The sequence below is a fragment of the Methylocystis sp. IM3 genome, from assembly GCF_038070105.1.
Classification (GTDB): Bacteria; Pseudomonadota; Alphaproteobacteria; order Rhizobiales; family Beijerinckiaceae; genus Methylocystis.
In genome coordinates this window covers 133,739-155,113 of record NZ_JBBPBZ010000006.1, presented here as the reverse complement: position 1 = coordinate 155,113, position 21,375 = coordinate 133,739, and the positions used below count along the sequence as shown (strand labels likewise).

The window sequence follows — 21,375 nt, the reverse complement described above, 5'->3', positions numbered from 1 at the left end:
GAGTTCGTCTATCACTGTCACATCCTCGAACATGAGGACAGCGGCATGATGGCGAAAATCCAGGTGGTTCCGGCGCCCCGCTGAGTCGGGGCGAACGGGCGCGTCCTGCGGCCGGGCGGCGACGTCCGGCCGAATCTTCTCGGCGCAGGAAATGGGAAATGCTCGATCACCTTGCTCTCGATCACTATCCGGTCGGCGTCGCCGCGATCGCGCTGTCGGTCGCGATCGTTCTCGCCTGCCAGATCGCGATGAGAAAGATCATCAGCCCCGAGACCCTGAAGAAGGCGCATGAGGTCGGGGGCTATTATCTGGCGCTCGTCGGCACGTTCTACGCCGTTCTTCTGGGCCTCGTCGTGCTCGACGCCATGGCGAAATTCCAGACCGCCGAGAAGACGGTGCAAAACGAGGCGAAGGCGCTGCTCTCCATTCTGTCCCTTGCCGAACAGTTCCCGCGCGAACAGGCGTCGATCAAGGCCTTCGTGCGGGACTATGCGCGCGAGGTCGCCGCCGACGAATGGGCGCGCATGGAAAAAGGCGAAATCAGCCAAAGGGCCCAGAACGATCTGCTGGCGCTCGCCCATCTCGTCAAGGGCCTCGACCCCAAGACCCAGAATCAGCAGTCCGTGCACGCCGCCATGCTGTCGGAAAGCATTTCCCTGTGGGAGAGCCGGCTCGAGCGAACACGGGTGTCGAACTTCGGCGTTCCGAGCGCCGAATGGACGGTCCTGCTCGTCGGGGCGCTGATCACGATCGCCTTCACCTTTTTCTTCACGATCGAGAGTCACGGCATCCATCTGATCATGCGCGGCATGGTCACGCTGCTGATCGCGATGAGTCTCTACCTCGTTCTCCTCTTCGGCTCGCCCTTCTCGGGCGACCTCAAGGTTTCCGAGCGCCCCTTCCTCTTCGTCACGGATGTCGCGTCGCATTAGAGCGCCGGCGCTTGCGCGTCTCCTGCGGGCTCTCGCCGAAGAGCGATTTGTAATAAGCGGCGAATCTCGACGCGGAGGAAAAGCCCAGATCGAACGACAGCTCCGTGATGCTCGCGGCGTCGCGATCGCGGCTCAGCCGCTCATGGGCGATGTTGAGCCGCTCGCGTCTCTGCCAGGCCATCGGGGAGCAGCCGAATTTCCGCAGGAAGGCGTATTGCAGGCCGCGCGCCGAGAGGCCGCTGATCTTTTCCATCTCGGTCTTGGTCAGCGGTCTGTTGAGCCGGTTGCGCATGGCCTCGCACACCGCGTCGATGGCGCCGGGCGTGAAGCCCGCGGCGCGTCCGTGGTCCCCCGCATCCTCCGCGACGAGATCCGGCGCGAGCCAGCAGGCGAGCTGCCGGTAGAACCAGTCGTCGACGCCGATCCGTTCGAGAAGGGCGGGGTTCGCGCCGAGCGCGTCGATGTAGTTGCACAGATGACGAAAGGCCGCGACGAAATTGATGGAGCGGCATTCGAGGTCGAGAAGCCGCGCCTCCTCGGCGCAGCACTCGACGTCGTCGGCCCGCGCCGCGCCGCGCATGGCGGAGAGGGTGGCCCTGAGCCGCGCGGAATCGATCCGCGCGATGAGGACGGAGCGGGTCTGGGTGATCCCGTAACGGTAGTCGCAATTGAACAGCAGAAGCGCCCGCCGCGCCGCGCCCCACTGATACTGTCGCGGGCCGATGCGCAGGGTCGTGGCGCCGAAGAACGGCACGAGGAGAAAGGTGTCGTCGGGCGTCTTGATGCCGAGCCGCATGGGCGTCGACGCCGCCGCGCTGAGTTCGAGCCCATTGACCCGGATCGTCGACATTTTGTGACGAAACCGCGTCTCGCGGCTCGCCGACTCGTAGATTTCGATGCGGCCGAGCGCGCCCGCCGCAAGGGCGGCCGCCTGATCGGGATCGGTCGCATGGCGGGCCTGGTTCTCGCCAAAGGCGAGCGGCGGCAAGGGAGTGGAGCTCACGGATCTCTGCATCGGCGATCAAGGCGCAATCTGGCGGCAGGCCGGACATGGCGGCCGCGCCCCCCGGCGCGCGGCCGATCATATGCGCGCCCGCAAGCTTTGCAACTGGACGTTTTTCTTGAACAAAATCGCCGTCAGTGGCGGCGCGCCGGGCTTTGCCGGACCGGCGCCTCGCTTTGCCGAACCGGCGCCTCGCTTTGCCGAAACCGTGTCGCCCGGCCGTCCCCGAACGTCCTAGTCTGACGCTGATCGTCAGCCGCGCAGGCTGGCGCATGGGTTTCGCGAAGAGATGGGTTTCGCGAAGGCGCATGGGTTTCGCGAAGGGGAAGAGAGAAACACGAATGTCCAGCCTTTATGAACGTCTGGGCGGCGAGAAGGCCGTCAACGCCGCCGTCGAGCTTTTCTATCGCCGCGTTCTCGCCGACGGCCGCATCGCGCGCTTTTTCGAGGACGTGGACATGGAGGACCAGATCGCCAAGCAGAAGAGCTTTCTGACCATGGCGTTCGGCGGCCCCAACAAATACACCGGCAAGGACATGCGCAACGCCCACAGGCGCCTCGTCGAGAAGGGCCTGAACGATTCGCATGTCGATGCGGTGATCGACAATCTCAACACGACGCTGCGCCAGCTCGGCGTGCCCGAGACGGAAGTGAAGGAAGTGGCGGCGCTCGCCAATTCGGTGCGCGACGACGTTCTCGGGCGCTGACCCCTTGTCGCTGCTCACCTACATGGATCGCCCGGTGCCGATCGCGCCGGGCGAAACGGTTCTCGAGGCGCTGCTGCGCGCCGGGATCGAGGCGAAAAGCTCCTGCCGCGCCGGAACCTGCCAGACGTGCATGCATCGCGCCGTCTCGGGAACGCCGCCGGAGGCGTCGCAGCGGGGCCTCACCGAGGCGCAAAAGGCGATGGGCTTTTTCCTGCCCTGCGTCTGCAAGCCCGAGACGCCGCTCGCCATCGCGCCGCGGGACGACGCCGGCGCCCGCCGCGAGGCCGTGGTGCGCTCGCTCGAGCGGCTCTCGCACGACATCATCCGGCTGCGGATCGAGGCCGACGACTTCGACTACCGCCCCGGCCAGTTCCTCGAACTCATCGCCGACGACGACCTCAAGCGTCATTATTCGCTCGCGAGCCATCCCGAGGACGATCCCTACCTCGAAATGCACATCCGGCTGCACGAGAACGGCCGCATGAGCCGGCGGCTGACGGAGCGCCTCGCGCCCGGCCACAGGCTGCATGTCGCCGGCCCCTCGGGAACCTGCTTCTACGAGGGCGTCGACCCGGATCAGCCGCTCGTGCTGATCGGCGCCGGCACCGGACTCGCGCCGCTCTACGGCGTGCTGCGCGACGCGCTGAAGCGCGGCCACCGCGGGCCGATCCGCCTCTATCACGGCGCGCGCGACCCGCGCGGCCTCTATTTGCGTGACGAGCTGGAGGCCCTTGCCGGGAGCCGCGAGAACCTCACATACCGGCCTTGCGCGCTCGACGCGGATGCGCATCTTCGCGGCGACGTGGCGGCGGTGGCGCTCGAATCGGAGACGGGTCTCGAACACTCGGCCTTTTTCCTCTGTGGCGGCGAGAATCTCGTGAAGCGGCTGAAACGCGACCTTTTCATGCGCGGGGCGAGTCTGCGGGCGATCCGCGCCGACGCGTTCACGCCGGGCGCCTGATGGACCACACTCCCGCCGGGGTCGCCTCGAGCCGGTCGCGGCTCCTGTCCCTTGCCTATGCGGCGATCGTGTCGGGGCTGTCCATGGCCGCGATCGGCGGGCTCGGACTCGCCGCCGGCCAGCCGTGGCTTTTCCCGAGCCTCGGGCCGACCATTTTCATTCAGTCCGTCACGCCCGCCGCGCCCGCCGCCCGGACGTGGAACACGATCGCCGGTCACGCCATCGGCGTCTGCGCCGGCTTCGCCGCGCTTTTCGCCTCCGGCGCCCAGGTTGCGCCGGCGGTCATGGCGAGCGGCGCCCTGTCCCCGGCGCGGGTCGCCGCGACCGCCGCCGCGGTGGCGGCGACCGTCGGCCTGCAATTGCTCCTGAAAGCCCAGCATCCGCCCGCCGCGGCGACGACGATGCTCGTCACGCTCGGCGGCCTGAAGCCGGACTGGCGCACGGTCGGCGTCATCGCGGTCGGCGTCGTGTTCATCGCCCTGCTCGGCGCCCTCGTCGTGCAGCGGCATCCCGACCGGGGCCGGGCGTGAGGCCGGCGCGGCGCAAGCGTCAACGATCCGCTCGCGCCGCCAGCCCCTCGCGGCGCCGGCGCGCGGTCTCCGGTTCGACGAGCTCGTAACGGATCAGGAATTTCAGCGCCCGGCTCCAGGACTCGTCCGTCTCGCCGCGCAGATCGGTCTGCGAGACATGGACGAGCGCGCCCGTCCGCGCGTCGCGGATGCGCAGTTCGAGCGTTTGCTCCATGACGCTGATCTTGCGGAAGAAACCGACGAAGGACATTTGCGCGCCGAGCGCGGCTGCGGCGTCCGCGTCGCAGCCGTTGCATTTGCGCAGCCAGTGTCCGGCGACCATGGGGCCCGCGGCGGCGCGCGTGTCGACGAGCTCGAACAGGCCCGATTGCGCCAGCAGTTCGCGGGCGAGCCCGGTCATGCGCTGAAGCCGCGCCGTTTCCGCAGGGCTTTCTCCCGCAATCGGGCCGCCGGCGGTGAAATCGTCGAGCTCCATGTCGAAGACGGCGAGCCTGATGGGCGGCGGCGCCCTATCGGCCCCTTGCGCCACTTGCGCCCCTTGCACCCCTTGCGTCTCTTGCGCCCCTTGCGCGGGAGCGCAGACGAGCGCGAGCCAGGCGGCGGCCGCGGTCGTTGCGATGATTTTTCTCGAGCGCGCCATCGTCGTTCATCCCCTTTGCCGAAAGGACAGCGGGGCTACGATGGACCGCGCGGGCCTCTGTCGCTTCGGCGGGGCTCCCGTCAGCGGCCGGGCAAATCTCCCGCCGCGTCGTCGGTCTCGACGAGACGCGCGGCGAGGGCGAGCCAGACGAGATGCGCATCCGTCCGCGCGCCGATCTTGGACTTGATCTGATAGTGGTAGTTCTGGACGGTCTTGGCGCTGAGATGGAGACAGGCCGCGATCTCCTCCGTCGTTTTGCCGAGCGCGACCAGCCGCAGGATTTCGGTTTCGCGCGGGCCGAGCCCGTCGACGAGGGAGCGCTCCCCGAGCCGTTCGGCGGCGATTTCCCGCGCAATGTCGTCGCCGAGCGCCCGGCCGCCGCGCGCCACGGTCGCCACCGCCTCGATGAGGGCGGCCGCCTCGCCGCTCTTGGAGACATAGCCCGCGGCGCCCGCCTCGAACGCCTTCAGCGCGAAGGCGGAGCCGCTGTGCATGGTGAACACCAGAATGCGGGCGGTCCTGTCCCATTGCCGAATGTGGCGGATGGCCTCCAGCCCGCCGGCGCCGGGCAGGGAGAGATCCATGATCGTCACATCCGGCGCGAGGTCGCGATAGGCCTGATAGGCGGCGGCGGCGGTCGCCGCCTCGCCGACGACGCGGAAGCCCGGACGCCGCTCGAGCAGGCGGCGATAGCCTTCGCGCACGATCGGGTGGTCGTCGACGAGCAGAATGGAAACGCCGCTCATGCCGTGGCGAGCCCCGCGGTCGTGAGCGGTATGCGCGCGGCGACGCGCAGGCCCTGTCCCGAGCGGCCGATCACGAGACTGCCGCCCAGAGCGGCGATGCGCTCGCGCATCCCCAATATGCCGTGGCCGGCGGAGGCGTTGACGCGCGCGGGATCGCCGCCGCCGTCGTCCTCGACCGTCACCGCGATCTGGCCGGCGCCCGCCCCGCTTTCGACGCGCAGCCGCACGTCGCTGGCGCGGCCGTGGCGCATGGCGTTGGTGAGGCACTCCTGCGCGATGCGATAGACGCTGATCGAGACGGCGCGCGGCAGAACGGCGAGATTGCCGGTCACGTCGAGATGAACCCTGGCGGGCGCGCCGGGCCGCGCGTTCCAGCCGGCGACGAGCTGGACGAGACAGGCCTCGAGCCCCAGCTCCTCGAGGTCCTGCGACCGGAGCCGCGCCAGCGCCTCGCGCAGCGTCGTCATCATGCGCCGCGCCGCCTTCGAGATGGAGCGGGCGTCCTCGGCGAGATCGGGGCGGTCGCTTGCGCCCGCCTCTATCGCCGCCGCGAAGGCGAGCGTCGCCGTGAGGCATTGCCCGAATTCGTCGTGAAGGTCGCGCGCCAGCGCGCGCCGCTCCTCCTCCTGGACCTCGAAGAGGCGCTTGGTCAGCGCCATGCGCTCGGCCGCCGTATGGGCGAGGCGCGCGGCGAGATCGTTGACCGCTCTGGCGATGAGCCCGAATTCCGCCGTCGGCGCAGCGGCGATCGGGCGCCAGTCCTTTCCGCCCTCCAGCCGCCGCAGCCCCTCGACGATGGTTTGCGTCGGCGCGAGCGCCCTGGCGATGGCGAGGCCCGCCAGCAGGCAGATCGCCGCGGCCATGGAGGCCGCGACGCCGAGAACGACCGTGATCTGGCCCCAGGCCTGCCGGACGGCCGCGCCGGCGTTGGCGGACGCCACCACGGCGCCCGTCTCGGGCTGCCGGACGGTCAGCTGGCGGACGACCGGCGTCTCGGGGCCGAAGATCGCCCTGTAGGCGCGCGAAAACCATGCGGGCGCCGCCGCGCCCACGCCCTCAAGGCGGCTGCACAGCCGGCGCGGCTCCTCCCCCGCCGGCGCGAAGGCGACGCACACGCCGGGCGAAACGAGCTTCAAGGTGGCGAGCGACTCCCAGTTGGGAACGGGCAGCACCTTGTCGCGGCGCATGCTGCCGCGCCACAGGATTTCCCGCCAGAACAGATTTTCCAGCTCGAAGGCGACGCGGTCGGCCGTGGCGGCGGTTTCGGCCTCGACGCTTCTGTGGGCGTCGATCATGACGAGGGCCGAGGTCGCCGCGAGCGAGACGGCGACGATCACGATGAGCTGGGCAATCAGTCGAACGACGAGACGCATGGACGGCCCTCCGCAGCCGGGCGCGAGTCTAGCCGCCGGCGCATCCGCCGCCAATGCGTGAGACGCCCTGCCCGCAAAGGTCGGGCAAATTGCCTAAAGGCCGCCGCAGCGGCGGGCGGCAAAAGCGCCCGCGAGACGCCCTAGCCGCGTCGGGGCCGCGGCGTTCGGAACCAGTGGAGCAGGGAGAGGCCGGCGGAGATGAGGCCGCAGCCATAGACGACGGCGCCGAGGTTCTGATCCTTGATCCCGTAACTCACCACGGCCAGGGACATGCCCAGAATGGCGACGGCCAGAGGGGCCGCGCTCCGCTCGCTCATTGTGTTTCGCCCTTTTTGGTGTTTCGCCCTTTTTGATGGGCTCCCGGTCGGCTGGCGCAAAGCTGGCGCGTTTCCAGCCGACGCCCCGATCCTATCGGGCAAACGGGCATAAATGGGGCGGCGCGTCAGGCTCGGGATCGATTCTCCGCCGGACTGAAGTCTGCGCGCATTGCGCGCGCCGGCGCCGGGGCTCTGACGTGTGTTTCCAGGCCCTCCTTGCGAGGAGCGGAAACAGAAAGAGGCGTGCGCGCCGCGCATGGCGCGCTCATGCCGAACAATGTTTGCCCCTAATGGGCTGCCTCTGTGGGCTACCTTTGTGGGCTGCCCCGCGGCCGTCCCTCCCACCGTTGATGGCGGGAGGGGCCGGCTTGGGACAAGCTTACTGCTGCTGCGGCTGGTCCGGGCGCTCCTGCGTGCGTCCCGTATGCCTCACGCGCGCGACGCGGCGATGGCGGCGCGAGCCGCGCGTCGGGCTTCTCGGCCGGCTGACGCGCGGCTTATGGCGGAAGCCGGTGAACTGCCGCTCGTTGGACTCGAGCGCCTCGGCGTCCGAAGAGGCGAGAGAAACCAAGGGGACGGCGGCGGCGGCGGCAAAGAGCGCGGTGAGGAACGAACGGCGCGACAGCGTTTCGCGGCCCTCAATTTCATTCGACATTCTGGAAGTCCTCCCATCAATTTATCTGGTCATTGACGGGCGGACTCTGATCGTAATCCCTCCTGCCGTCAAGTTTGCCGGCCGCTTCTTTTGGGCGCGCGGCTGCGCGCCGGCGGCGGCGGCGCGGGCGGCGGCGCCGTCCGGGTTTCGCTCTCCGCGGGCGCCGCGGGCAGGCCCGTGAAGGCGTCGATGCGCTCGAGCAGATAGGGAAAGAACGGATTCGACGACATGCGCAAAAGCGCGTCGAGGCTGACGATGAGCGCGCCGCGCTCGCCGCGCGGGGCGAGCGCGCCGAGGGTGACGCCGAAATCCTCGCTCCCGTCGGGCGTCAGTCCGTAAAGCTCGTCCGTCAGGGGAAAGGGCAGCGCGACATGCGAGAGCGAGAACACGCCCTTCGGATAGAACAGCCCGAGTCGGCGCGTGCGCGCGTCCGTTTGGCCCGCCTCGACGACGCGCTCCTGCGCCTCGTCCGTCCCCTTCCCCGCGTTTTCGACGATCGCGAGGCGGTATGTCCTCGACCGAGGCGGCGCGATCTCGGAAAGCCTGGCGTCGGCGGAGGCGCGCAGCAGCGGGCCGAACTTCTCGTTCCGGTTCACGTCGAACAGCACGAGCTCGCCGCCGTTTTCGGGCAGATGATCGTAAAGGTCCGTCAGGACGCTGCGCGTGTTCACCGTGGCGTCCATCACGGACTGGAAGGTGAGGACCGGCGGCAGCCGGCCCAGCGTCCCCTCGCGCTCCGCCGCGCGCATCTGACGGCTGAGCGCGTCCGTCAGCCGATAGGCCTGCCGCGCGCCGTTCACGGGGAAGGAATTATATTTGAAGGGATTGAATTCCGGCATGATGGCGAGCCAGGCCGCCTTGGCGAAGGCCGGAAGCGCGGCGGGAAGGCCGGCGAGGCCGGCGAAGCGCGCGAAACGGGTGACGCCGACCATGGGCGAAACCAGGATCAGGCGGTCCGCTTGCGCAAGCCCGCCATCGGCCGCGGCGTCGAGCGCATATTTCATCGCAAGCGCGCCGCCGTTCGAGAAGCCCACGATGTCGAGCGGCAGCGGCGCCGGGGCGCGCCGTCGCGCCTCCCGGACCGAGAGTTTCGTCGCCGCCAGCCACTGCCGCCAGTCGGCCTCGGTCAGGGCGGCGGGCGTCGTCCCGTGGCCGGGCAGCCTGATCCCGACCGCGACGAAGCCCCGGTCGCGGTAATGGGCGGCGATGCGCCGCAGGCTGTAGGGAGAGTCGGTCAGCCCGTGCAGCAGGACGACCGCCCCGGCGGGCGGCCCCGCGGGCTCCATGATATAGGAGCGGTTCCAGTCGCGCGCGAACCGCCCCGGCCAGACCGGGCTCTCCTCGAAATAGCGGTTGAACGGAACGCGCTCCTGCGGCGTGAGCTTCTGGCCGACATTTTCGGCCAGCGACCGAAACAGCGCGTCCTCTTTCGCCGTAAAGCCCGCCCAGTCGGTCGCCTCGATCTCCTCGGCGGAAAATTCCGCGGGGGCGTAGAGGTGCCACAGATCGAGCGGCGGGCCGCGCTCGGAAAGGTAAATCCGCGCGCCGAGGAAAATGACCAGCATCAGCGCGAGCAGCGCCGCCGACCATCTGGCCGCCTTGGAGATCAGGGTCCACATTCGATCGAGGCCTCTCCCGCCGCGCCCGCCCGCCGCCGGCGCGCTAGGCCTGGCCGCCACGGTGGGGCCGAAAGGCGACGGAAAAGCCGAAAATGACCAGGCCCACGAGGACCAGCAGGAGCGCCGTCTGCTTGAGCCACGCCATCGCCGGCACGGCGAGCGCCAGCACGACGCCGAGCGCGGCGATGTCGGCGGAGACCTGGACGCCCGCCACGAAGGTTCCGAGCGCCAGCAGCAGCATGAGCGCGAGCCCCGTCGCCGGCCCGTTGAGGAAGGTGTTCACGGACGGCAGCAGCAGGATGGTCATGGCGATCAGAAACGCCAGCCAGTGCAGGGACTGGGTGACGAGGAGCCGCCGCCGGGCGGCCCTGTCGCGGGTCTGGCGCCAGCCGACGGCGACGCAGACGAGGCCGATGGCGACGGCGAGGAACTCCCAATAGCCATAGAGCGGCCGCCCCGACATGCTCGTATAGGCGACGCCCAGCAACGCCAGGATCAGCACGACCAGATAGGGCAGACGCGGGGCGAACCAGGCCAGGAGTCCGCCGGACGACCCCGCCCGCTGCGGTTGGGAGGCCATGGGACGCTCTTGGGGGCTCTCTTGCGGTTTCTCTTGCATGTCGGCGCCGGCTTCCTTGAAAAATCATCGAGGGGCCGCCCCGGAACGGGACAGGGCGGCGGCGGGATGATCGTCCCGGCGGATCGCTCGCGTTCCATGACACGCCCCCGGTCGAGGCGATCTTGTCCGATCGTTTCCCCTGAGTCAAAGCTCGGTCGAGGCGCGCCGCGCGCCGCATCCCGCTGTGCTCCCGGTGGGCGCATCCCCTTGCGTTTGCTGGCCTCGGCCAGTTTTTCCCCACCCCCCGAATTGGCCGTATGGTTGACGGCCGTTAAGGATAAACCGCTTGCCGGAATCGGCGAATCGTGAGTTCTTGACGGAACAAATTGCATTTCTGGGCGAAAAGCGTATCGGAGAAAAATATCGTGGCGGCGGCCTCTCTGCGTCGAGACATAGTGACATCGGATGCGCGCATTTCGGCTCATGCGCGCCTTCTGTCCGAGCAATTGCAGAAGCTCGGCGCCCGGCTGTTTCCGCCCGACAGCCAGAAGGCGCTGCGCTCCTTCTCGTCCGGCGAGGCGGCGAAGCTTTTGCATGTCTCGGACGGCTATCTGCGGCAATTGTCGCTCGACGGCGTCGGGCCGACGCCGGCGACGACGCCGTCCGGGCGGCGCTCCTATACGCTCGCGCAGATCAACGAGCTGCGGGTCCATATCGCCGGCGCCAAGCCGCGCGAGGCGCAGAAGATCCTGCCGCAGCGCCGCCCGGGCGAGAAATTGCAGATCCTCGCCTGCGCCAATTTCAAGGGCGGTTCGGCCAAGACGACGACGGCGCTCTATCTCGCCCAATATCTCGCCCTCTCGGGATTTCGCGTGCTCGCCGTCGATCTCGATCCGCAGGCCTCGCTCTCGGCCATGCTCGGCCTTCAGCCCGAATTCGACCTCGGCGAGGGCGATACGATCTATGGCGCGATCCGCTACGACGGCCGGCGTCGGCCGGCGCGCGAGGTGGTGCGCAAGACCTATTTCGACGGACTCGATCTCGTGCCCGGCAATCTCGAACTGATGGAGTTCGAGCACGAGACGCCCCAGGCTCTCGCGCGCGGCCTGCGCCCCGAGGGCGGCATGTTCTTCGAGCGGCTCGGCCGCGCGCTCGACGAGGTCGGCGAGAATTACGACATCGTCGTCATCGACTGCCCGCCGCAGCTCGGCTACCTCACGCTCGGCGCGCTCTGCGCCGCGACCGCCCTGCTCGTCACCATTCATCCGCAGATGGTCGATGTGGCGTCCATGTCGCAATTCCTGCTGATGGCCTCCGACCTCATGGCCGTGGTGCGCAAGGCCGGGGGCGACCTCACCCATGATTTCATCCGCTATGTCGTGACCCGCCACGAGCCGCATGACGGGCCGCAATCGCAGATCGTCGCGCTGCTGCGCGGCCTCTTCGGCGACGAAGTGCTCGCCGCGACGGTGTGGAAATCCACCGCCATCGCCGATGCGGGGCTCTCCAAGCAATCGCTCTACGAACTGGAGCGCAGCGCCGTCGGCCGCGCCACCTACGACCGCGCCATCGAATCGCTCGAGGCCGTGAACAGCGAAATTCTCGGCCTGATCCTTTCCGCCTGGGGGAGGCCGTCATGAGCCGCCGCAATCTTTTGACCAATCTTCTGGGAAGCGAGCCGCCCGGCCGGTTGGCCGCGGCCAACCCGGAGGCGCCGGCGTCGGGGGGCGAGTTGGCCGCGGCCAACTCCAGCGGCGCCCCTTCACCTGCTGCTCCCCCTCCCCGGCCCCGCGCGCCCGCCGGCGCCGTGCGGGCGATGAGCCTCACCCTCGACCGGATCGAGGAAGAATCCCGCGCCCTGCGCGCCGCCATGGCGACCGGCGCGGCGATCGTCGATCTCGATCCCGAAACGATCGAGCCCGCCTTCATCCGCGACCGGCTCGACGAGGCGGCCGGCCCTGATTTCGAGGCGCTGAAGGAATCGATTCGCGCCCATGGCCAGAGCGTGCCGATCCTGGTGCGGCCGCATCCCGACGCGGAGGGCCGCTACCAGGCCGTCTATGGCCATCGCCGGCTGCGCGCGGCGCGGGAGCTCGGCCTCAAGGCGCGCGCCGTGGTGCGGCGGCTCGACGATCGGGAGCTCGTCATCGCGCAGGGCGTCGAGAATTCGGCGCGGCGCGATCTCTCCTTCATCGAGCGGGCGCTCTTCGCGCGCGCCCTGGAGGCCTCGGGCTATGACCGGCCGGCGATCATGGCGGCGCTTTCCACCGACAAGACCGAACTTTCCAAGATGATCGCCACGGCGCGCGCCCTGCCCGAGACGATCGTGCGCGCCATCGGCCCCGCCCCGCGCGCCGGGCGGCGGCGCTGGATGCAGCTGTCCGAACTGATGAAGAGCCGAGAGGCGGCGCGGCGCGTCGAAACCGCGCTGGTCGGACTCGATCCCGAGGCCGATACGGACGCGCGGTTCGTGCGGGCGCTGGCCGCGGCCATGGCGCCGGCCCCGCGTCCCGCCCCCGAGACGATCCGCGGCGCGGATGGCGCGGCGCTGGCGCGGGTCAAGCGCGACGGCGCGGCGACGCTTCTGAGATTCGACGAGAAGACGGCGCCCGACTTCGCCGATTTCGTCGCCGCGCGGCTCGCCGCGCTCTACGAGGAATTCCGCCGGCGCGACTAGCGCCGTCGGTTTGTCGAAACCAGCAGAAGGAAGAGAGCGCAAAAGAAAAAGGCCCCCGAAACGTCTCCGCCCGGAAGCCCTTCTCGATGTGTCGCAACTGAGAGAATCGCGACTTCCGCAAAATTTGTCAAGCGTGGCGCCTGTTTCGGCGAGCGGATTTCTTTTGCCCAATCGAGGGCGACACATCATGAACGAGGCGACGACGCCCTTCGGGCGGCGGCCGTTGTCGCTCGCCGTCGTGGCGAGCCAGGCGGCGGCGAAGGCCTTTGTGCAGGCGGCGGGGGAGGCCCCCGCGGTGACGCACAAATGGCGGCTGTTTCGCGCGGCGACCGAGGCGAAGGCGCGGCTCGGCGTCGGCGACCGGACGCTTTCCGTGCTCTATGCGCTATTGAGCTTCCATCCGGAAACGGCGCTGACCCCGCCGCCGCGCGAGGATGCGGCGCGGGCGGCGCTCACCGTCTTTCCCTCGAACCGGGAATTGTCGCTGCGCGCCCATGGAATGGCGCCGGCGACGCTGCGCCGTCACCTCGCGGCGCTCATCGAGGCGGGGCTGATCCTGCGGCGCGACTCGGCCAATGGCAAGCGCTTCGCCCGGCGCGGCGCGGATGGCGACGTCGCCGAGGCCTTCGGCTTCGATCTGACGCCGCTCGTCATGCGCGCCGCCGAGATCGAGCGCCTGGCCGGCGAGGCGCGCGCCGAGGCCCGCGCCCGCGCGCTGGCGCGCGAAAAAATCACGCTGCTGCGCCGGGACGTCGCCAAGATGATCGAGACCGGCCTGACCGAGGGGGTTCCGGGCGATTGGGCGGGGCTGAGCCAGCAGCTCGCGCAGCTCGTCGCGGAGCCCCTGCGGCTGCTGACGGCGGAACAGACCGCGTCGCGGGGGGCGGCTCTCGCCACTCTCGCCGAAGCGGCCCGCAAGCTGCTGGAATCCTTCGTTTCGCGCCAAAATATGAGCGCCAATGAGTCCCATAACGAGCGCCATATACAGAATCAAATCACAAATGCTTTCGATTCTGAACCACGCCTGCGATGCGTCGGGGCCGCGGCGCTCGAAACCAAATCCGCGACGCACGCTCCCGACCCGGAGCCCGAGTCGGGAGCGAAGTTGGAGCCCGATTTCGACTCCATGCCGGCCGAAGCGGAGACAACGGGGCGGGGCCGGGCCTTTCCGCTCGGCATGGTGCTCTCCGCCTGTCCCGACATTTCCGATTTCGCGCCGGGGGGGATTTCGCGCTGGCGCGATCTGCAAGACGCCGCCGAGGTCGCGCGCGCGGCGCTCGGCGTCTCGCCCGACGCCTGGGCTCAGGCCCGCGAGGTTCTGGGCGCCGACGACGCGGCGGCCGCCGTCGCGGCCATTCTCCAGCGTGGGCCGGATATTTCGAGTCCCGGCGGTTATTTGCGCGCATTGACCGCAAAGGCGCGGGCAGGGGAGTTTTCGCTCGGGCCGCTGCTGATGGCGCTGCTGCGCGGCAAGGCGGGGCGGGAACGCAGGAGGGCAGGGTGAGGGCGACGCGCGCCAGAAAATCCGACGCCTCGGCGGACCGTGGGCGGTCCCAAAGCGCGCGGCTTAGCCCGGAAAGGCGGGCGTTTCGGCGCGCGCGCCGCAATGTCCGATAAGCGCACATTATCGGACATCCAGACAGGGCGACGGGCCCGGCGCATTGGTCCCGAAACTCCGTGACAAAGCGCCGCCGATTCTTCCCATGCATGCGCTTGATTCGACCTTCGCGTTCATGCTCGTTTCCGCCGCGAAACGCTCCTCCCGCGCACGTCGCGGCGCGGCGGCATTAGCGACGCAAGGGTCTGAAATTCAACCGCTTCCACGCTGGACGCGGTCGCAAAGCAACGATCCTGGCGCGGCAGCTTTTCCGACGGGCGCCGGCCTCGCGCTGTTCGATGCGATGCTGCGCAGCGGGCCGGACGGCGCCGGGCCGGTCTTCGCTGGCTGTTTGCGCCAGCGCTTCGCGCTGCGCGCCGCTGACTCCTGCGCGGCGCCGAGCATCTTGCAGGCAGCGGCGAGACCAGCCCGGCCGGGCGGCTGCATCGTGTCTTTCGTCTCTATGCGCCGCAGGGCGGGCGACTCGATGCGGCGATCTTGCGCGCGGCGGGGCTTCTTGGACTAAACGAGGCAATCGATGCCGGCGCCCTCGCGAAATGGTGGCCACGGCGCCCGATCAGCTCACCGCGGCCGCATGGGTTAGCGCCGCGGCGATGAAACTCTGCTTCCCCTCCACAGACGCTGAAATTTTCGCACCCGCTGTTAAAGGACGCTTGGTCAAAGGCGCGCTCAGACTCCTTTTGATTACGTAACCCCAAAAGCCCCGGATTAACTTGATCTTGAGCTATCAACCATGGGCTTATCCCCTAGGATAACCGACCGTTTGCGACAGCAGCACCTCGTGGTCGTGGCTCAGCCCTAAGGCGTTGGCGATCGCCTCCCGGTCGATCCAGGCTCGGATCACGGTTGAAAGCCCATTGCCCGCGGCGAATAGATAAACATTCTGCGAAATCGCGCCGGCCGCGACGGACGCGTAACTCTCGCGAAGAGCGACTGGCACGAGTTTCATGCGGCTGTAATCGGCGACAAAAACCAGGTCCAGGGCCGCCTCGTCGACGAAATCCTGGTAGCCGGTAATGCTTCTCAGATCGCTGGAAGCGATCAGCTCGAGCTGATGCGCCGTGGCGTTATAAAGGTAAGCGCCGGACGGCAGCGCGACATAAACGTCGATCTCCTGGGCGTCGAGCGCCGATGGAGCAGTCCGATGTCCATCCGGCCGGTTCACGCCGTAGGCGGCCCAGAGCAAATTTGCCAGCAACGGCAGCGGCAATTCCTGGCTTGCGAACTCGCGGTCGGATCGGCGCTTGGAGATCGCCTCCATCAAAGGAATGCCGCCTTCCTTTTGTGGCTCCGGCAATATGATGGTCTCCGAAGCGTCGCCTCGCGCCGGCTTTGGACGCAGACGCCCCATCATGCCTAGCGCCAGTTTTGTCAAAGTGCTCATAGCGGCGGCTTCTCCGTCTTTGCACTCTCAATCTCTCCGGCGTGCCGAATGCTTGTCGCATTTCTCGTCGACAGGACAATAATTGATCTTCCAGGGAAGCGTATCGAACGCCGGTTCATAGCCGCGATCGCGGTATTCCTGCTCGGAAACTTCGAGACCGATTCTTCCCACCTCCACGAAAACCGTGTTCGGCTTTCCCTCCTCGCCTTGCGTCCTGTAGCGGCCTTGCGGTTGCTCTGTCATCGCTTCACGTCCCGCGCATGATTGCGAATATGATCGACAACCAGATTGGGCCGACGCGTCAGACAACGCAACCTGCGTGAAAGGTACGCGGCCGGAAGGGATCGCGAAAAGTATATAAGGCCGAGGTGACGCTCGGCCGAAATTAGCTTGATCGCCAGGCCGGCAGATCACACAATAATCACATGAGGAAGCGGCTTTGATGTGCGCCGGGATCGAGAGGCAAGATGGGGCTGCCGAGTGACGGCCTGCGCTACGCCAGCATCCACAAGGATGCGGCCTCGCTCGCGACGGCCCCCAATCTCGCCGACTACGACGCAGCGCGCGCGCAATTTTGCTGGGAGACGGCGCGCGCAAAATTGACGGGTCTTCCGAATGCCGGCGGGTTGAACATCGCCTTCGAATCCGTCGATCGCCATGCAGGCGGCGACAGGAAGGACAAGATTGCAATAAGATGGATTGGCAAGTTCGGCGAACGTCGAAACTATACCTACGCCGAACTTGCGCAATCGACGAGCGGCTTCGCCAACGCCCTGCGATCTCTGGGCGTCGGCGCGGGAGACGCGGTCTTCGTTCTGCTCGGGCGCATTCCTGAACTTTACATCGCCATTCTCGGCGCGCTGAAGGCCAAATGCGTCGTTTCGCCGTTGTTCTCGGCCTTCGGTCCCGAGCCGATCGCCACGCGCATGGAGATCGGCGAGGCGCGCGTCCTCGTCACCACGCAGGCGCTCTACCGGCGCAAGATCGAAGCCTTGCGTCCGCGCCTGCCAAAGCTCGAACACGTCATTCTCGTCGACGCCGAGACAGGTGGCGAGGGCGTGCTGTCCTGGCGCGAGCTGATGCGCGGGGCGGCGACCGTTTTCGACATACCGCCCACCGATCCGGAAGACGTCGCGCTTCTCCATTTCACCAGCGGGACGACCGGCCGGCCGAAAGGCGTCCTGCATGTGCACGACGCCGTGGTGACGCATTACGCGACCGGATTTTTCGCGCTCGATCTCCATGAGGGCGATCGCTTCTGGTGCACGGCGGACCCGGGATGGGTGACGGGCATGAGCTATGGCGTCATCGCGCCGCTCGTGCATGGCGTGACCAATATTGTGGTCGAGGCCGAGTTCGACGCGCAAAGCTGGTATGGCGTTCTTGCCGAAGAGAAGGTCACCGTCTGGTATACGGCGCCGACCGCCATCCGCATGATGATGAAAGCGGGTGAAGAAGCGCTTCATGGTTTCGACCTTTCGTCTCTGCGCTTCGCGGCCAGCGTCGGCGAGCCGCTCAATCCGGAAGCCGTGGTCTGGGGCGCGCAGGCCCTGGGCCTGCCCTTTCACGACAATTGGTGGCAGACGGAAACGGGCGGCATCATGATCGGAAATTTCGCGGTCATGGACATCAAGCCCGGCTCCATGGGACGCCCGCTGCCGGGCGTCGAGGCGCGCATCGCCTTGCGCAAGCCGGACGGAAGCGTCGACATCGTCGATACGCCGGAGAAGGAGGGCGAGCTCGCGCTCAGGCTCGGCTGGCCTTCCATGATGCGCGGCTATCTTCATGAAGAAGAGCGCTACCGCAAATGTTTCGTGGGCGACTGGTATCTCACGGGGGATCTCGCCCGCATCGACGCCGACGGCTATTTCTGGTTCGTGGGCCGCGCCGACGACGTGATCAAATCGTCCGGTCATCTGATCGGGCCTTTCGAGGTCGAAAGCGTATTGATGGAGCATGAAGCCGTGGCCGAGGCGGCGGTGATCGGCAAGCCGGACCCGGTCGCGGGCGAGATCGTCAAGGCGTTCGTCGCCTTGAAACAAGGCTTCGCGGCGGATGAGTCCCTGCGCAAGGAGTTGCTGGGACATGCGCGCAAACGTCTCGGCGCGGCTGTCGCGCCGAAGGAGATCGAGTTTCGCGTCAATCTGCCGAAGACGCGCAGCGGCAAGATCATGCGGCGCCTTCTGAAAGCGCGCGAACTCGGCCTGCCGGAGGGCGACCTGTCGACCCTGGAGAGCGACGAGCGATGACGGAAAAGGTACATCTCGATCATGCGCATCTGTTGCGGATCCTCGAGGCGATGATCCGCATCCGTCGTTTCGAGGCAAAATGCGTCGAGCTCTATCAGGCGCAGAAAATCCTGGGGTTCCTGCATCTCTACGACGGCGAGGAGGCGGTGTCGGTAGGGATCATGGAGGCGCTGACGCCGCAAGATTCCATCATCGCGACCTATCGCGAACATGGTCAGGCGCTCGCCCGCGGCGTCGACGCCGGCTGCCTGATGGCGGAGATGATGGGCAAGCTCAACGGATGCTGCCGCGGGCGCGGCGGCTCGATGCATTTTTTCGACCGGGCGCATCGTTTCTACGGCGGCAACGCCATCGTCGGCGGCGGATTGCCGCTGGCGCTGGGCGTCGCGCTCTCCGACGAATTGTCGAAGCGCGCCGCCGTGACGGCCTGCTTCTTCGGCGAAGGCGCCGTGGACGAGGGAGAATTCCACGAGACGCTCAATCTAGCGAAGCTGTGGCGGCTGCCCATTCTGTTCGTTTGCGAGAACAATCTCTATTCGATGGGCACGGCGGTCGAGCGCGCGGAGGCGGACACGGATTTCGTGCACAAGGCCAGCGGCTACAGGATCGAGGGCGAGCGGGTCGACGGCATGGACGTCGTCGCCGTCGAAAGCGCGGCTCGGCGCGCCGTGGAAAGGGTCCGCGCCACGAGCGATCCGTATTTTCTGGAATGCCGCACCTACCGCTTTCGGGCGCATTCGATGTTCGACGCGCAACTCTATCGCTCGAAGGAAGAGATCGAAGCCTGGCGAAAGAAAGGCCCGATCCTGCGCTTTCAGGGCTGGCTCGAAAGCAATCACCTGATCAGGCCGGAAGAGGTTCAAGCGATCGAGACGAAAGTCGAGGCCGAGATCGCCGCCGCCGTCGTCTTCGCCGAAGCGGGCGCGCTCGAGTCCGTCGCGGAGGTCGAGCGTTTCGTGACAATGACGGAGATTCCCACGTGAGCGAGTCTGCTCCCCTCGCGATCACCTATCGCGAAGCCTGCAAACAGGCGCTGCGTCAGGCGCTTGTGGAAGACTCCCGCGTCTTTCTCATGGGCGAGGACATCGGCCGTTACGGCGGCTGCTATGCGGTGACCAAGGGGCTTCTCGAAGAATTCGGCGACGAGCGGATCCGGGACGCCCCGCTTTCGGAGAGCGCCTTCGTCGGCGCCGGCATCGGCGCGGCGATGACGGGGATGCGGCCGATCATCGAGATCATGACGGTGAATTTCAGCCTTCTGGCGCTGGATCAGATCGTCAACAGCGCCGTGACGATTCCCTATATGTCCGGGGGCCAATTCGCTGTCCCCCTCGTGATCCGCATGGCGACGGGCGGCGGGCGCCGGGTCGCCGCGCAGCATTCGCATAGTTTGGAAGGATGGTATGCGCATATTCCCGGCTTGCGCGTGCTGACGCCGGCGACGATCGATGACGCGCGCTACATGCTCCTCGCCGCGCTCGTCGAGCCCAATCCGACGCTCATTTTCGAGCACGTGATGCTTTACAATATGGAGGGCGTTCTGACGCCCGGCGTGACCTCCGTCGACATCGACCATGCCGCGATCCGCCGCCCGGGGCGCGACGTCAGTCTCATCACTTACGGCGGCGGCCTGTTCAAAACGCTCGACGCCGCCGAGACGCTGGCGAAGGAGGGGATCGAGGCCGAAGTGCTCGATCTGCGCACGCTGCGGCCGCTCGATTCCGACGCGATTCTGGCGTCGGTTAGCAAGACGCGGCGGTGCGTCATTATCGACGAAGCGTGGCGCAGCGGCTCCATCTCGGCGGAAATCGGCATGCGCATCGTCGAAGGGGCCTTCTTCGAACTGGACGCGCCGCTCAGGCGCGTGTGCGGGCGCGAAGTTCCCATGCCCTACGCCGCGCATCTCGAAGACGCCTGCCTGCCGCAGCGAGACGCCATCGTCGCCGCCGCGCGCGACCTCGTGCGGCCGACATGAGTGACTTCAAGATGCCGGCGCTCGGCGCCGACATGGAGGCCGGCACGCTCGTTGAATGGCATGTGAAGCAGGGCGATCGCGTGAAGTCGGGCGACGTCATCGCCGTCGTCGAGACGCAGAAGGGCGCGATCGAAGTCGAAGTCTTCGTCGAGGGCGTCGTCTCGAACATACTGGTTCCCGTCGGCGCGCGCGTCCCGGTCGGAACCGTCCTCGCGCGGATCGACGGCGCGGCGGGCGAGACTGCGCAGCCCGCCGCGGCGGCCGCGCGATCGACGACGCCGCAAGTCGTGGCGGCGCCGATTCCTGTCGCAAGGCCAACCATCGCGACAGGCGCGCGCCTGAAGATCACGCCTGTCGCCCGCCGTCGCGCCGCGGCGCTGAACATCGACGTGACGACGCTGCGCGGCACGGGCGCCGAGGGGGCGATCCGGCTCGCGGATGTGGAGGCGGCGGCCCGCGCCCTTCCAGCCAGCGCGCCGTCGATCAGGCGCGGCGTTGATCTGTCGGAAATGCGCAAGGCCATCGCCGCCGCGATGAGTCGCTCGAAGCGCGAGATTCCCCATTACTATCTCAGCGAAACGGTCGATCTTCACGCCGCGCTCACCTGGCTAGAGAACTTCAATCGCGACCGGGAGCCGCTCGCGCGCATCCTGCCGGCCGTGCTTTTTCTCAAGGCCGCCGCCCTCGCGCTGCGCGCGCAGCCGAAACTGAACGGGTTTTACGAGAGCGGCGCCTTCGTCCCCATGAGCGAGATTCACATCGGCTGGGCCGTGGCGCTTCGCGGCGGCGGGCTGGTGGCGCCGGCGATCAGGGACACGGACAAAAAATCGCTTGCCGACCTCATGTCGTCGATGCGCGATCTGGTCGAACGCGCAAGGCGCGGCGGCTTGCGGGCGTCGGAGCTTACGTCTCCCACAATGACCGTGACGAGCGTCGGCGATCGTGGCGCGGAGACGGTGACAGGCATCATCTACCCGCCCCAGGTGGCGATCGTCGGCTTTGGGCGCATCGTCACGCGCCCCTTTGTCGTCGAGGAAGGGATCGCGCCGCGCCCTCTCGTGACGGTGAGCCTCGCCGCCGATCATCGCGTGACCGACGGCCATCTTGGCGGACTCTATCTCGCCGAGGTTGCGCGTCTTTTGCAGGAGCCCGAAAAATTGTGACCAGTGATGAAATAAGATCGCTTCTTCTCCAACTGATCAGCGACATCGCGCCGGAGGCCGATCCGTCGTCCGTCGCCGACGACGCGGACATTCGCGAGGCCTTCGACCTCGACTCCATGGATTTCGCCAATCTGGTGGTTGCGATACACAAGCGTACAGGGGTGAATATTCCGGAGGTCGACTACCGCAAGCTTTTCACGATCGGCGGCGCCATCGCCTATGTCGAGAAGGCGCTCGGCCAGCCGGATTCCGGTGGTTGAGGCGCGC

At 67.5% G+C, this 21,375-nt stretch carries 24 protein-coding genes; 14 read left to right on the top strand and 10 right to left on the bottom strand.

Annotated elements, in window-relative coordinates; translation table 11 throughout:
- Both WOC76_RS24515 and WOC76_RS24140 read left to right on the top strand, forming a co-directional pair.
- A partial coding sequence (locus WOC76_RS24515) for a multicopper oxidase domain-containing protein (RefSeq protein ID WP_445928490.1) occupies positions 1 to 84 on the top strand: 84 nt, incomplete at its 5' end.
- A gap of 74 nt (positions 85 to 158) precedes the next feature.
- Positions 159 to 932, top strand: a complete 774-nt coding sequence (locus WOC76_RS24140) for a bestrophin-like domain (protein ID WP_341387347.1) — start codon at positions 159 to 161, stop codon at positions 930 to 932.
- Here WOC76_RS24140 and WOC76_RS24135 read toward each other — a convergent pair.
- A complete protein-coding gene (locus tag WOC76_RS24135; RefSeq protein WP_341387348.1) occupies positions 910 to 1,935 on the bottom strand; it encodes an AraC family transcriptional regulator in 1,026 nt (341 codons plus the stop codon). The two genes, WOC76_RS24140 and WOC76_RS24135, sit on opposite strands and share 23 nt — an antisense overlap.
- Before the next feature lie 341 nt (positions 1,936 to 2,276).
- Between WOC76_RS24135 and WOC76_RS24130 the strand changes: the two genes are divergently transcribed.
- The 3 genes from WOC76_RS24130 to WOC76_RS24120 are packed head-to-tail and all read left to right on the top strand — an operon-like array spanning position 2,277 to position 4,133.
- On the top strand, positions 2,277 to 2,642 hold the full coding sequence (locus WOC76_RS24130) for a group I truncated hemoglobin (protein WP_341387349.1): 366 nt from the start codon (positions 2,277 to 2,279) through the stop codon (positions 2,640 to 2,642).
- 4 nt (positions 2,643 to 2,646) lie between these two features.
- Positions 2,647 to 3,603 (top strand): FAD-binding oxidoreductase, encoded by a 957-nt coding sequence (locus WOC76_RS24125; RefSeq protein ID WP_341387350.1) that lies wholly within the window; start codon positions 2,647 to 2,649, stop codon positions 3,601 to 3,603.
- Positions 3,603 to 4,133 carry an HPP family protein gene (locus WOC76_RS24120; RefSeq protein WP_341387351.1) on the top strand — a complete coding sequence of 177 codons (531 nt, stop codon included), beginning with the start codon at positions 3,603 to 3,605 and terminating at the stop codon, positions 4,131 to 4,133. The genes WOC76_RS24125 and WOC76_RS24120 overlap by 1 nt, the downstream gene beginning before the upstream one ends.
- Positions 4,134 to 4,152: 19 nt before the next feature.
- On the opposite strand, the gene WOC76_RS24115 is transcribed toward WOC76_RS24120, so the two are convergent.
- The 7 genes from WOC76_RS24115 to WOC76_RS24085 all read right to left on the bottom strand — a co-directional run bounded on the left by WOC76_RS24115 (position 4,153) and on the right by WOC76_RS24085 (position 10,063).
- A complete protein-coding gene (locus tag WOC76_RS24115; protein ID WP_341387352.1) occupies positions 4,153 to 4,773 on the bottom strand; it encodes a DUF3280 domain-containing protein in 621 nt (206 codons plus the stop codon).
- A gap of 80 nt (positions 4,774 to 4,853) precedes the next feature.
- Positions 4,854 to 5,519 carry a response regulator transcription factor gene (locus WOC76_RS24110; RefSeq protein ID WP_341387353.1) on the bottom strand — a complete coding sequence of 222 codons (666 nt, stop codon included), beginning with the start codon at positions 5,517 to 5,519 and terminating at the stop codon, positions 4,854 to 4,856.
- Positions 5,516 to 6,892 carry a sensor histidine kinase gene (locus tag WOC76_RS24105; protein ID WP_341387354.1) on the bottom strand — a complete coding sequence of 459 codons (1,377 nt, stop codon included), beginning with the start codon at positions 6,890 to 6,892 and terminating at the stop codon, positions 5,516 to 5,518. Before WOC76_RS24105 ends, WOC76_RS24110 begins: the two co-directional genes overlap by 4 nt.
- Positions 6,893 to 7,032: 140 nt before the next feature.
- A complete protein-coding gene (locus WOC76_RS24100) occupies positions 7,033 to 7,209 on the bottom strand; it encodes a hypothetical protein (protein WP_341387355.1) in 177 nt (58 codons plus the stop codon).
- Positions 7,210 to 7,588: 379 nt separating this feature from the next.
- Positions 7,589 to 7,864, bottom strand: a complete 276-nt coding sequence (locus WOC76_RS24095) for a hypothetical protein (RefSeq protein ID WP_341387356.1) — start codon at positions 7,862 to 7,864, stop codon at positions 7,589 to 7,591.
- A gap of 68 nt (positions 7,865 to 7,932) precedes the next feature.
- The gene (locus WOC76_RS24090; protein ID WP_341431643.1) at positions 7,933 to 9,483 is read right to left on the bottom strand and encodes an alpha/beta hydrolase; all 1,551 of its coding nucleotides are present in this window, start codon (positions 9,481 to 9,483) and stop codon (positions 7,933 to 7,935) included.
- A 43-nt stretch (positions 9,484 to 9,526) separates the two neighbouring features.
- Positions 9,527 to 10,063, bottom strand: a complete 537-nt coding sequence (locus WOC76_RS24085; protein ID WP_341387358.1) for a hypothetical protein — start codon at positions 10,061 to 10,063, stop codon at positions 9,527 to 9,529.
- A gap of 404 nt (positions 10,064 to 10,467) precedes the next feature.
- On the opposite strand from WOC76_RS24085, the gene repA reads away from it, so the two are divergent.
- The 4 genes from repA to WOC76_RS24065 all read left to right on the top strand — a co-directional run bounded on the left by repA (position 10,468) and on the right by WOC76_RS24065 (position 14,842).
- A complete protein-coding gene (repA, locus tag WOC76_RS24080; protein WP_341387359.1) occupies positions 10,468 to 11,682 on the top strand; it encodes a plasmid partitioning protein RepA in 1,215 nt (404 codons plus the stop codon).
- Positions 11,679 to 12,719 (top strand): plasmid partitioning protein RepB, encoded by a 1,041-nt coding sequence (repB, locus tag WOC76_RS24075; protein ID WP_341387360.1) that lies wholly within the window; start codon positions 11,679 to 11,681, stop codon positions 12,717 to 12,719. Before repA ends, repB begins: the two co-directional genes overlap by 4 nt.
- Positions 12,720 to 12,906: 187 nt before the next feature.
- The gene (gene repC, locus WOC76_RS24070; RefSeq protein WP_341431642.1) at positions 12,907 to 14,223 is read left to right on the top strand and encodes a plasmid replication protein RepC; all 1,317 of its coding nucleotides are present in this window, start codon (positions 12,907 to 12,909) and stop codon (positions 14,221 to 14,223) included.
- A 199-nt stretch (positions 14,224 to 14,422) separates the two neighbouring features.
- Positions 14,423 to 14,842, top strand: coding sequence for a DUF1403 family protein (locus WOC76_RS24065; protein ID WP_341387361.1), 420 nt, complete (start codon positions 14,423 to 14,425; stop codon positions 14,840 to 14,842).
- 234 nt (positions 14,843 to 15,076) lie between these two features.
- Here WOC76_RS24065 and WOC76_RS24060 read toward each other — a convergent pair whose 3' ends face one another.
- Together WOC76_RS24060 and WOC76_RS24055 are read right to left on the bottom strand one after the other, a co-directional pair.
- A complete protein-coding gene (locus tag WOC76_RS24060; RefSeq protein WP_341387362.1) occupies positions 15,077 to 15,598 on the bottom strand; it encodes a SagB/ThcOx family dehydrogenase in 522 nt (173 codons plus the stop codon).
- Positions 15,599 to 15,748: 150 nt separating this feature from the next.
- Positions 15,749 to 15,964, bottom strand: a complete 216-nt coding sequence (locus tag WOC76_RS24055) for a hypothetical protein (protein WP_341387363.1) — start codon at positions 15,962 to 15,964, stop codon at positions 15,749 to 15,751.
- Positions 15,965 to 16,188: 224 nt separating this feature from the next.
- Between WOC76_RS24055 and acsA the strand changes: the two genes are divergently transcribed.
- The 5 genes from acsA to WOC76_RS24030 are packed head-to-tail and all read left to right on the top strand — an operon-like array spanning position 16,189 to position 21,368.
- Entirely contained in the window at positions 16,189 to 17,970 is a 1,782-nt protein-coding gene (acsA, locus tag WOC76_RS24050) for an acetate--CoA ligase (RefSeq protein WP_341387364.1), read from the top strand.
- Positions 17,967 to 18,953 (top strand): pyruvate dehydrogenase (acetyl-transferring) E1 component subunit alpha, encoded by a 987-nt coding sequence (gene pdhA / locus WOC76_RS24045; RefSeq protein ID WP_341387365.1) that lies wholly within the window; start codon positions 17,967 to 17,969, stop codon positions 18,951 to 18,953. Before acsA ends, pdhA begins: the two co-directional genes overlap by 4 nt.
- On the top strand, positions 18,950 to 19,945 hold the full coding sequence (locus WOC76_RS24040) for an alpha-ketoacid dehydrogenase subunit beta (RefSeq protein ID WP_341387366.1): 996 nt from the start codon (positions 18,950 to 18,952) through the stop codon (positions 19,943 to 19,945). Before pdhA ends, WOC76_RS24040 begins: the two co-directional genes overlap by 4 nt.
- Positions 19,942 to 21,108, top strand: coding sequence for a dihydrolipoamide acetyltransferase family protein (locus tag WOC76_RS24035; protein ID WP_341387367.1), 1,167 nt, complete (start codon positions 19,942 to 19,944; stop codon positions 21,106 to 21,108). The genes WOC76_RS24040 and WOC76_RS24035 overlap by 4 nt, the downstream gene beginning before the upstream one ends.
- Complete coding sequence (locus WOC76_RS24030) at positions 21,105 to 21,368, top strand: acyl carrier protein (RefSeq protein ID WP_341387368.1); 264 nt, start codon at positions 21,105 to 21,107, stop codon at positions 21,366 to 21,368. Before WOC76_RS24035 ends, WOC76_RS24030 begins: the two co-directional genes overlap by 4 nt.
- The last annotated feature ends 7 nt before the right edge of the window (positions 21,369 to 21,375 follow it).

Excerpts from the sequence above, each read along its gene's own strand:
- WOC76_RS24090 (WP_341431643.1), bottom strand. The coding sequence starts at position 9,483 with ATGTGGACCCTGATCTCCAAGGCGGCCAGATGGTCGGCGGCGCTGCTC.
- WOC76_RS24110 (WP_341387353.1), bottom strand. The coding sequence starts at position 5,519 with ATGAGCGGCGTTTCCATTCTGCTCGTCGACGACCACCCGATCGTGCGC.
- WOC76_RS24120 (WP_341387351.1), top strand. The coding sequence starts at position 3,603 with ATGGACCACACTCCCGCCGGGGTCGCCTCGAGCCGGTCGCGGCTCCTG.
- WOC76_RS24130 (WP_341387349.1), top strand. The coding sequence starts at position 2,277 with ATGTCCAGCCTTTATGAACGTCTGGGCGGCGAGAAGGCCGTCAACGCC.
- WOC76_RS24095 (WP_341387356.1), bottom strand. The coding sequence starts at position 7,864 with ATGTCGAATGAAATTGAGGGCCGCGAAACGCTGTCGCGCCGTTCGTTC.
- WOC76_RS24055 (WP_341387363.1), bottom strand. The coding sequence starts at position 15,964 with ATGACAGAGCAACCGCAAGGCCGCTACAGGACGCAAGGCGAGGAGGGA.
- WOC76_RS24105 (WP_341387354.1), bottom strand. The coding sequence starts at position 6,892 with ATGCGTCTCGTCGTTCGACTGATTGCCCAGCTCATCGTGATCGTCGCC.
- pdhA (WP_341387365.1), top strand. The coding sequence starts at position 17,967 with ATGACGGAAAAGGTACATCTCGATCATGCGCATCTGTTGCGGATCCTC.
- WOC76_RS24115 (WP_341387352.1), bottom strand. The coding sequence starts at position 4,773 with ATGGCGCGCTCGAGAAAAATCATCGCAACGACCGCGGCCGCCGCCTGG.
- repB (WP_341387360.1), top strand. The coding sequence starts at position 11,679 with ATGAGCCGCCGCAATCTTTTGACCAATCTTCTGGGAAGCGAGCCGCCC.
- WOC76_RS24065 (WP_341387361.1), top strand. The coding sequence starts at position 14,423 with ATGCATGCGCTTGATTCGACCTTCGCGTTCATGCTCGTTTCCGCCGCG.
- WOC76_RS24100 (WP_341387355.1), bottom strand. The coding sequence starts at position 7,209 with ATGAGCGAGCGGAGCGCGGCCCCTCTGGCCGTCGCCATTCTGGGCATG.
- acsA (WP_341387364.1), top strand. The coding sequence starts at position 16,189 with ATGGGGCTGCCGAGTGACGGCCTGCGCTACGCCAGCATCCACAAGGAT.
- WOC76_RS24140 (WP_341387347.1), top strand. The coding sequence starts at position 159 with ATGCTCGATCACCTTGCTCTCGATCACTATCCGGTCGGCGTCGCCGCG.
- WOC76_RS24035 (WP_341387367.1), top strand. The coding sequence starts at position 19,942 with ATGAGTGACTTCAAGATGCCGGCGCTCGGCGCCGACATGGAGGCCGGC.
- WOC76_RS24085 (WP_341387358.1), bottom strand. The coding sequence starts at position 10,063 with ATGGCCTCCCAACCGCAGCGGGCGGGGTCGTCCGGCGGACTCCTGGCC.
- repC (WP_341431642.1), top strand. The coding sequence starts at position 12,907 with ATGAACGAGGCGACGACGCCCTTCGGGCGGCGGCCGTTGTCGCTCGCC.
- WOC76_RS24060 (WP_341387362.1), bottom strand. The coding sequence starts at position 15,598 with ATGGAGGCGATCTCCAAGCGCCGATCCGACCGCGAGTTCGCAAGCCAG.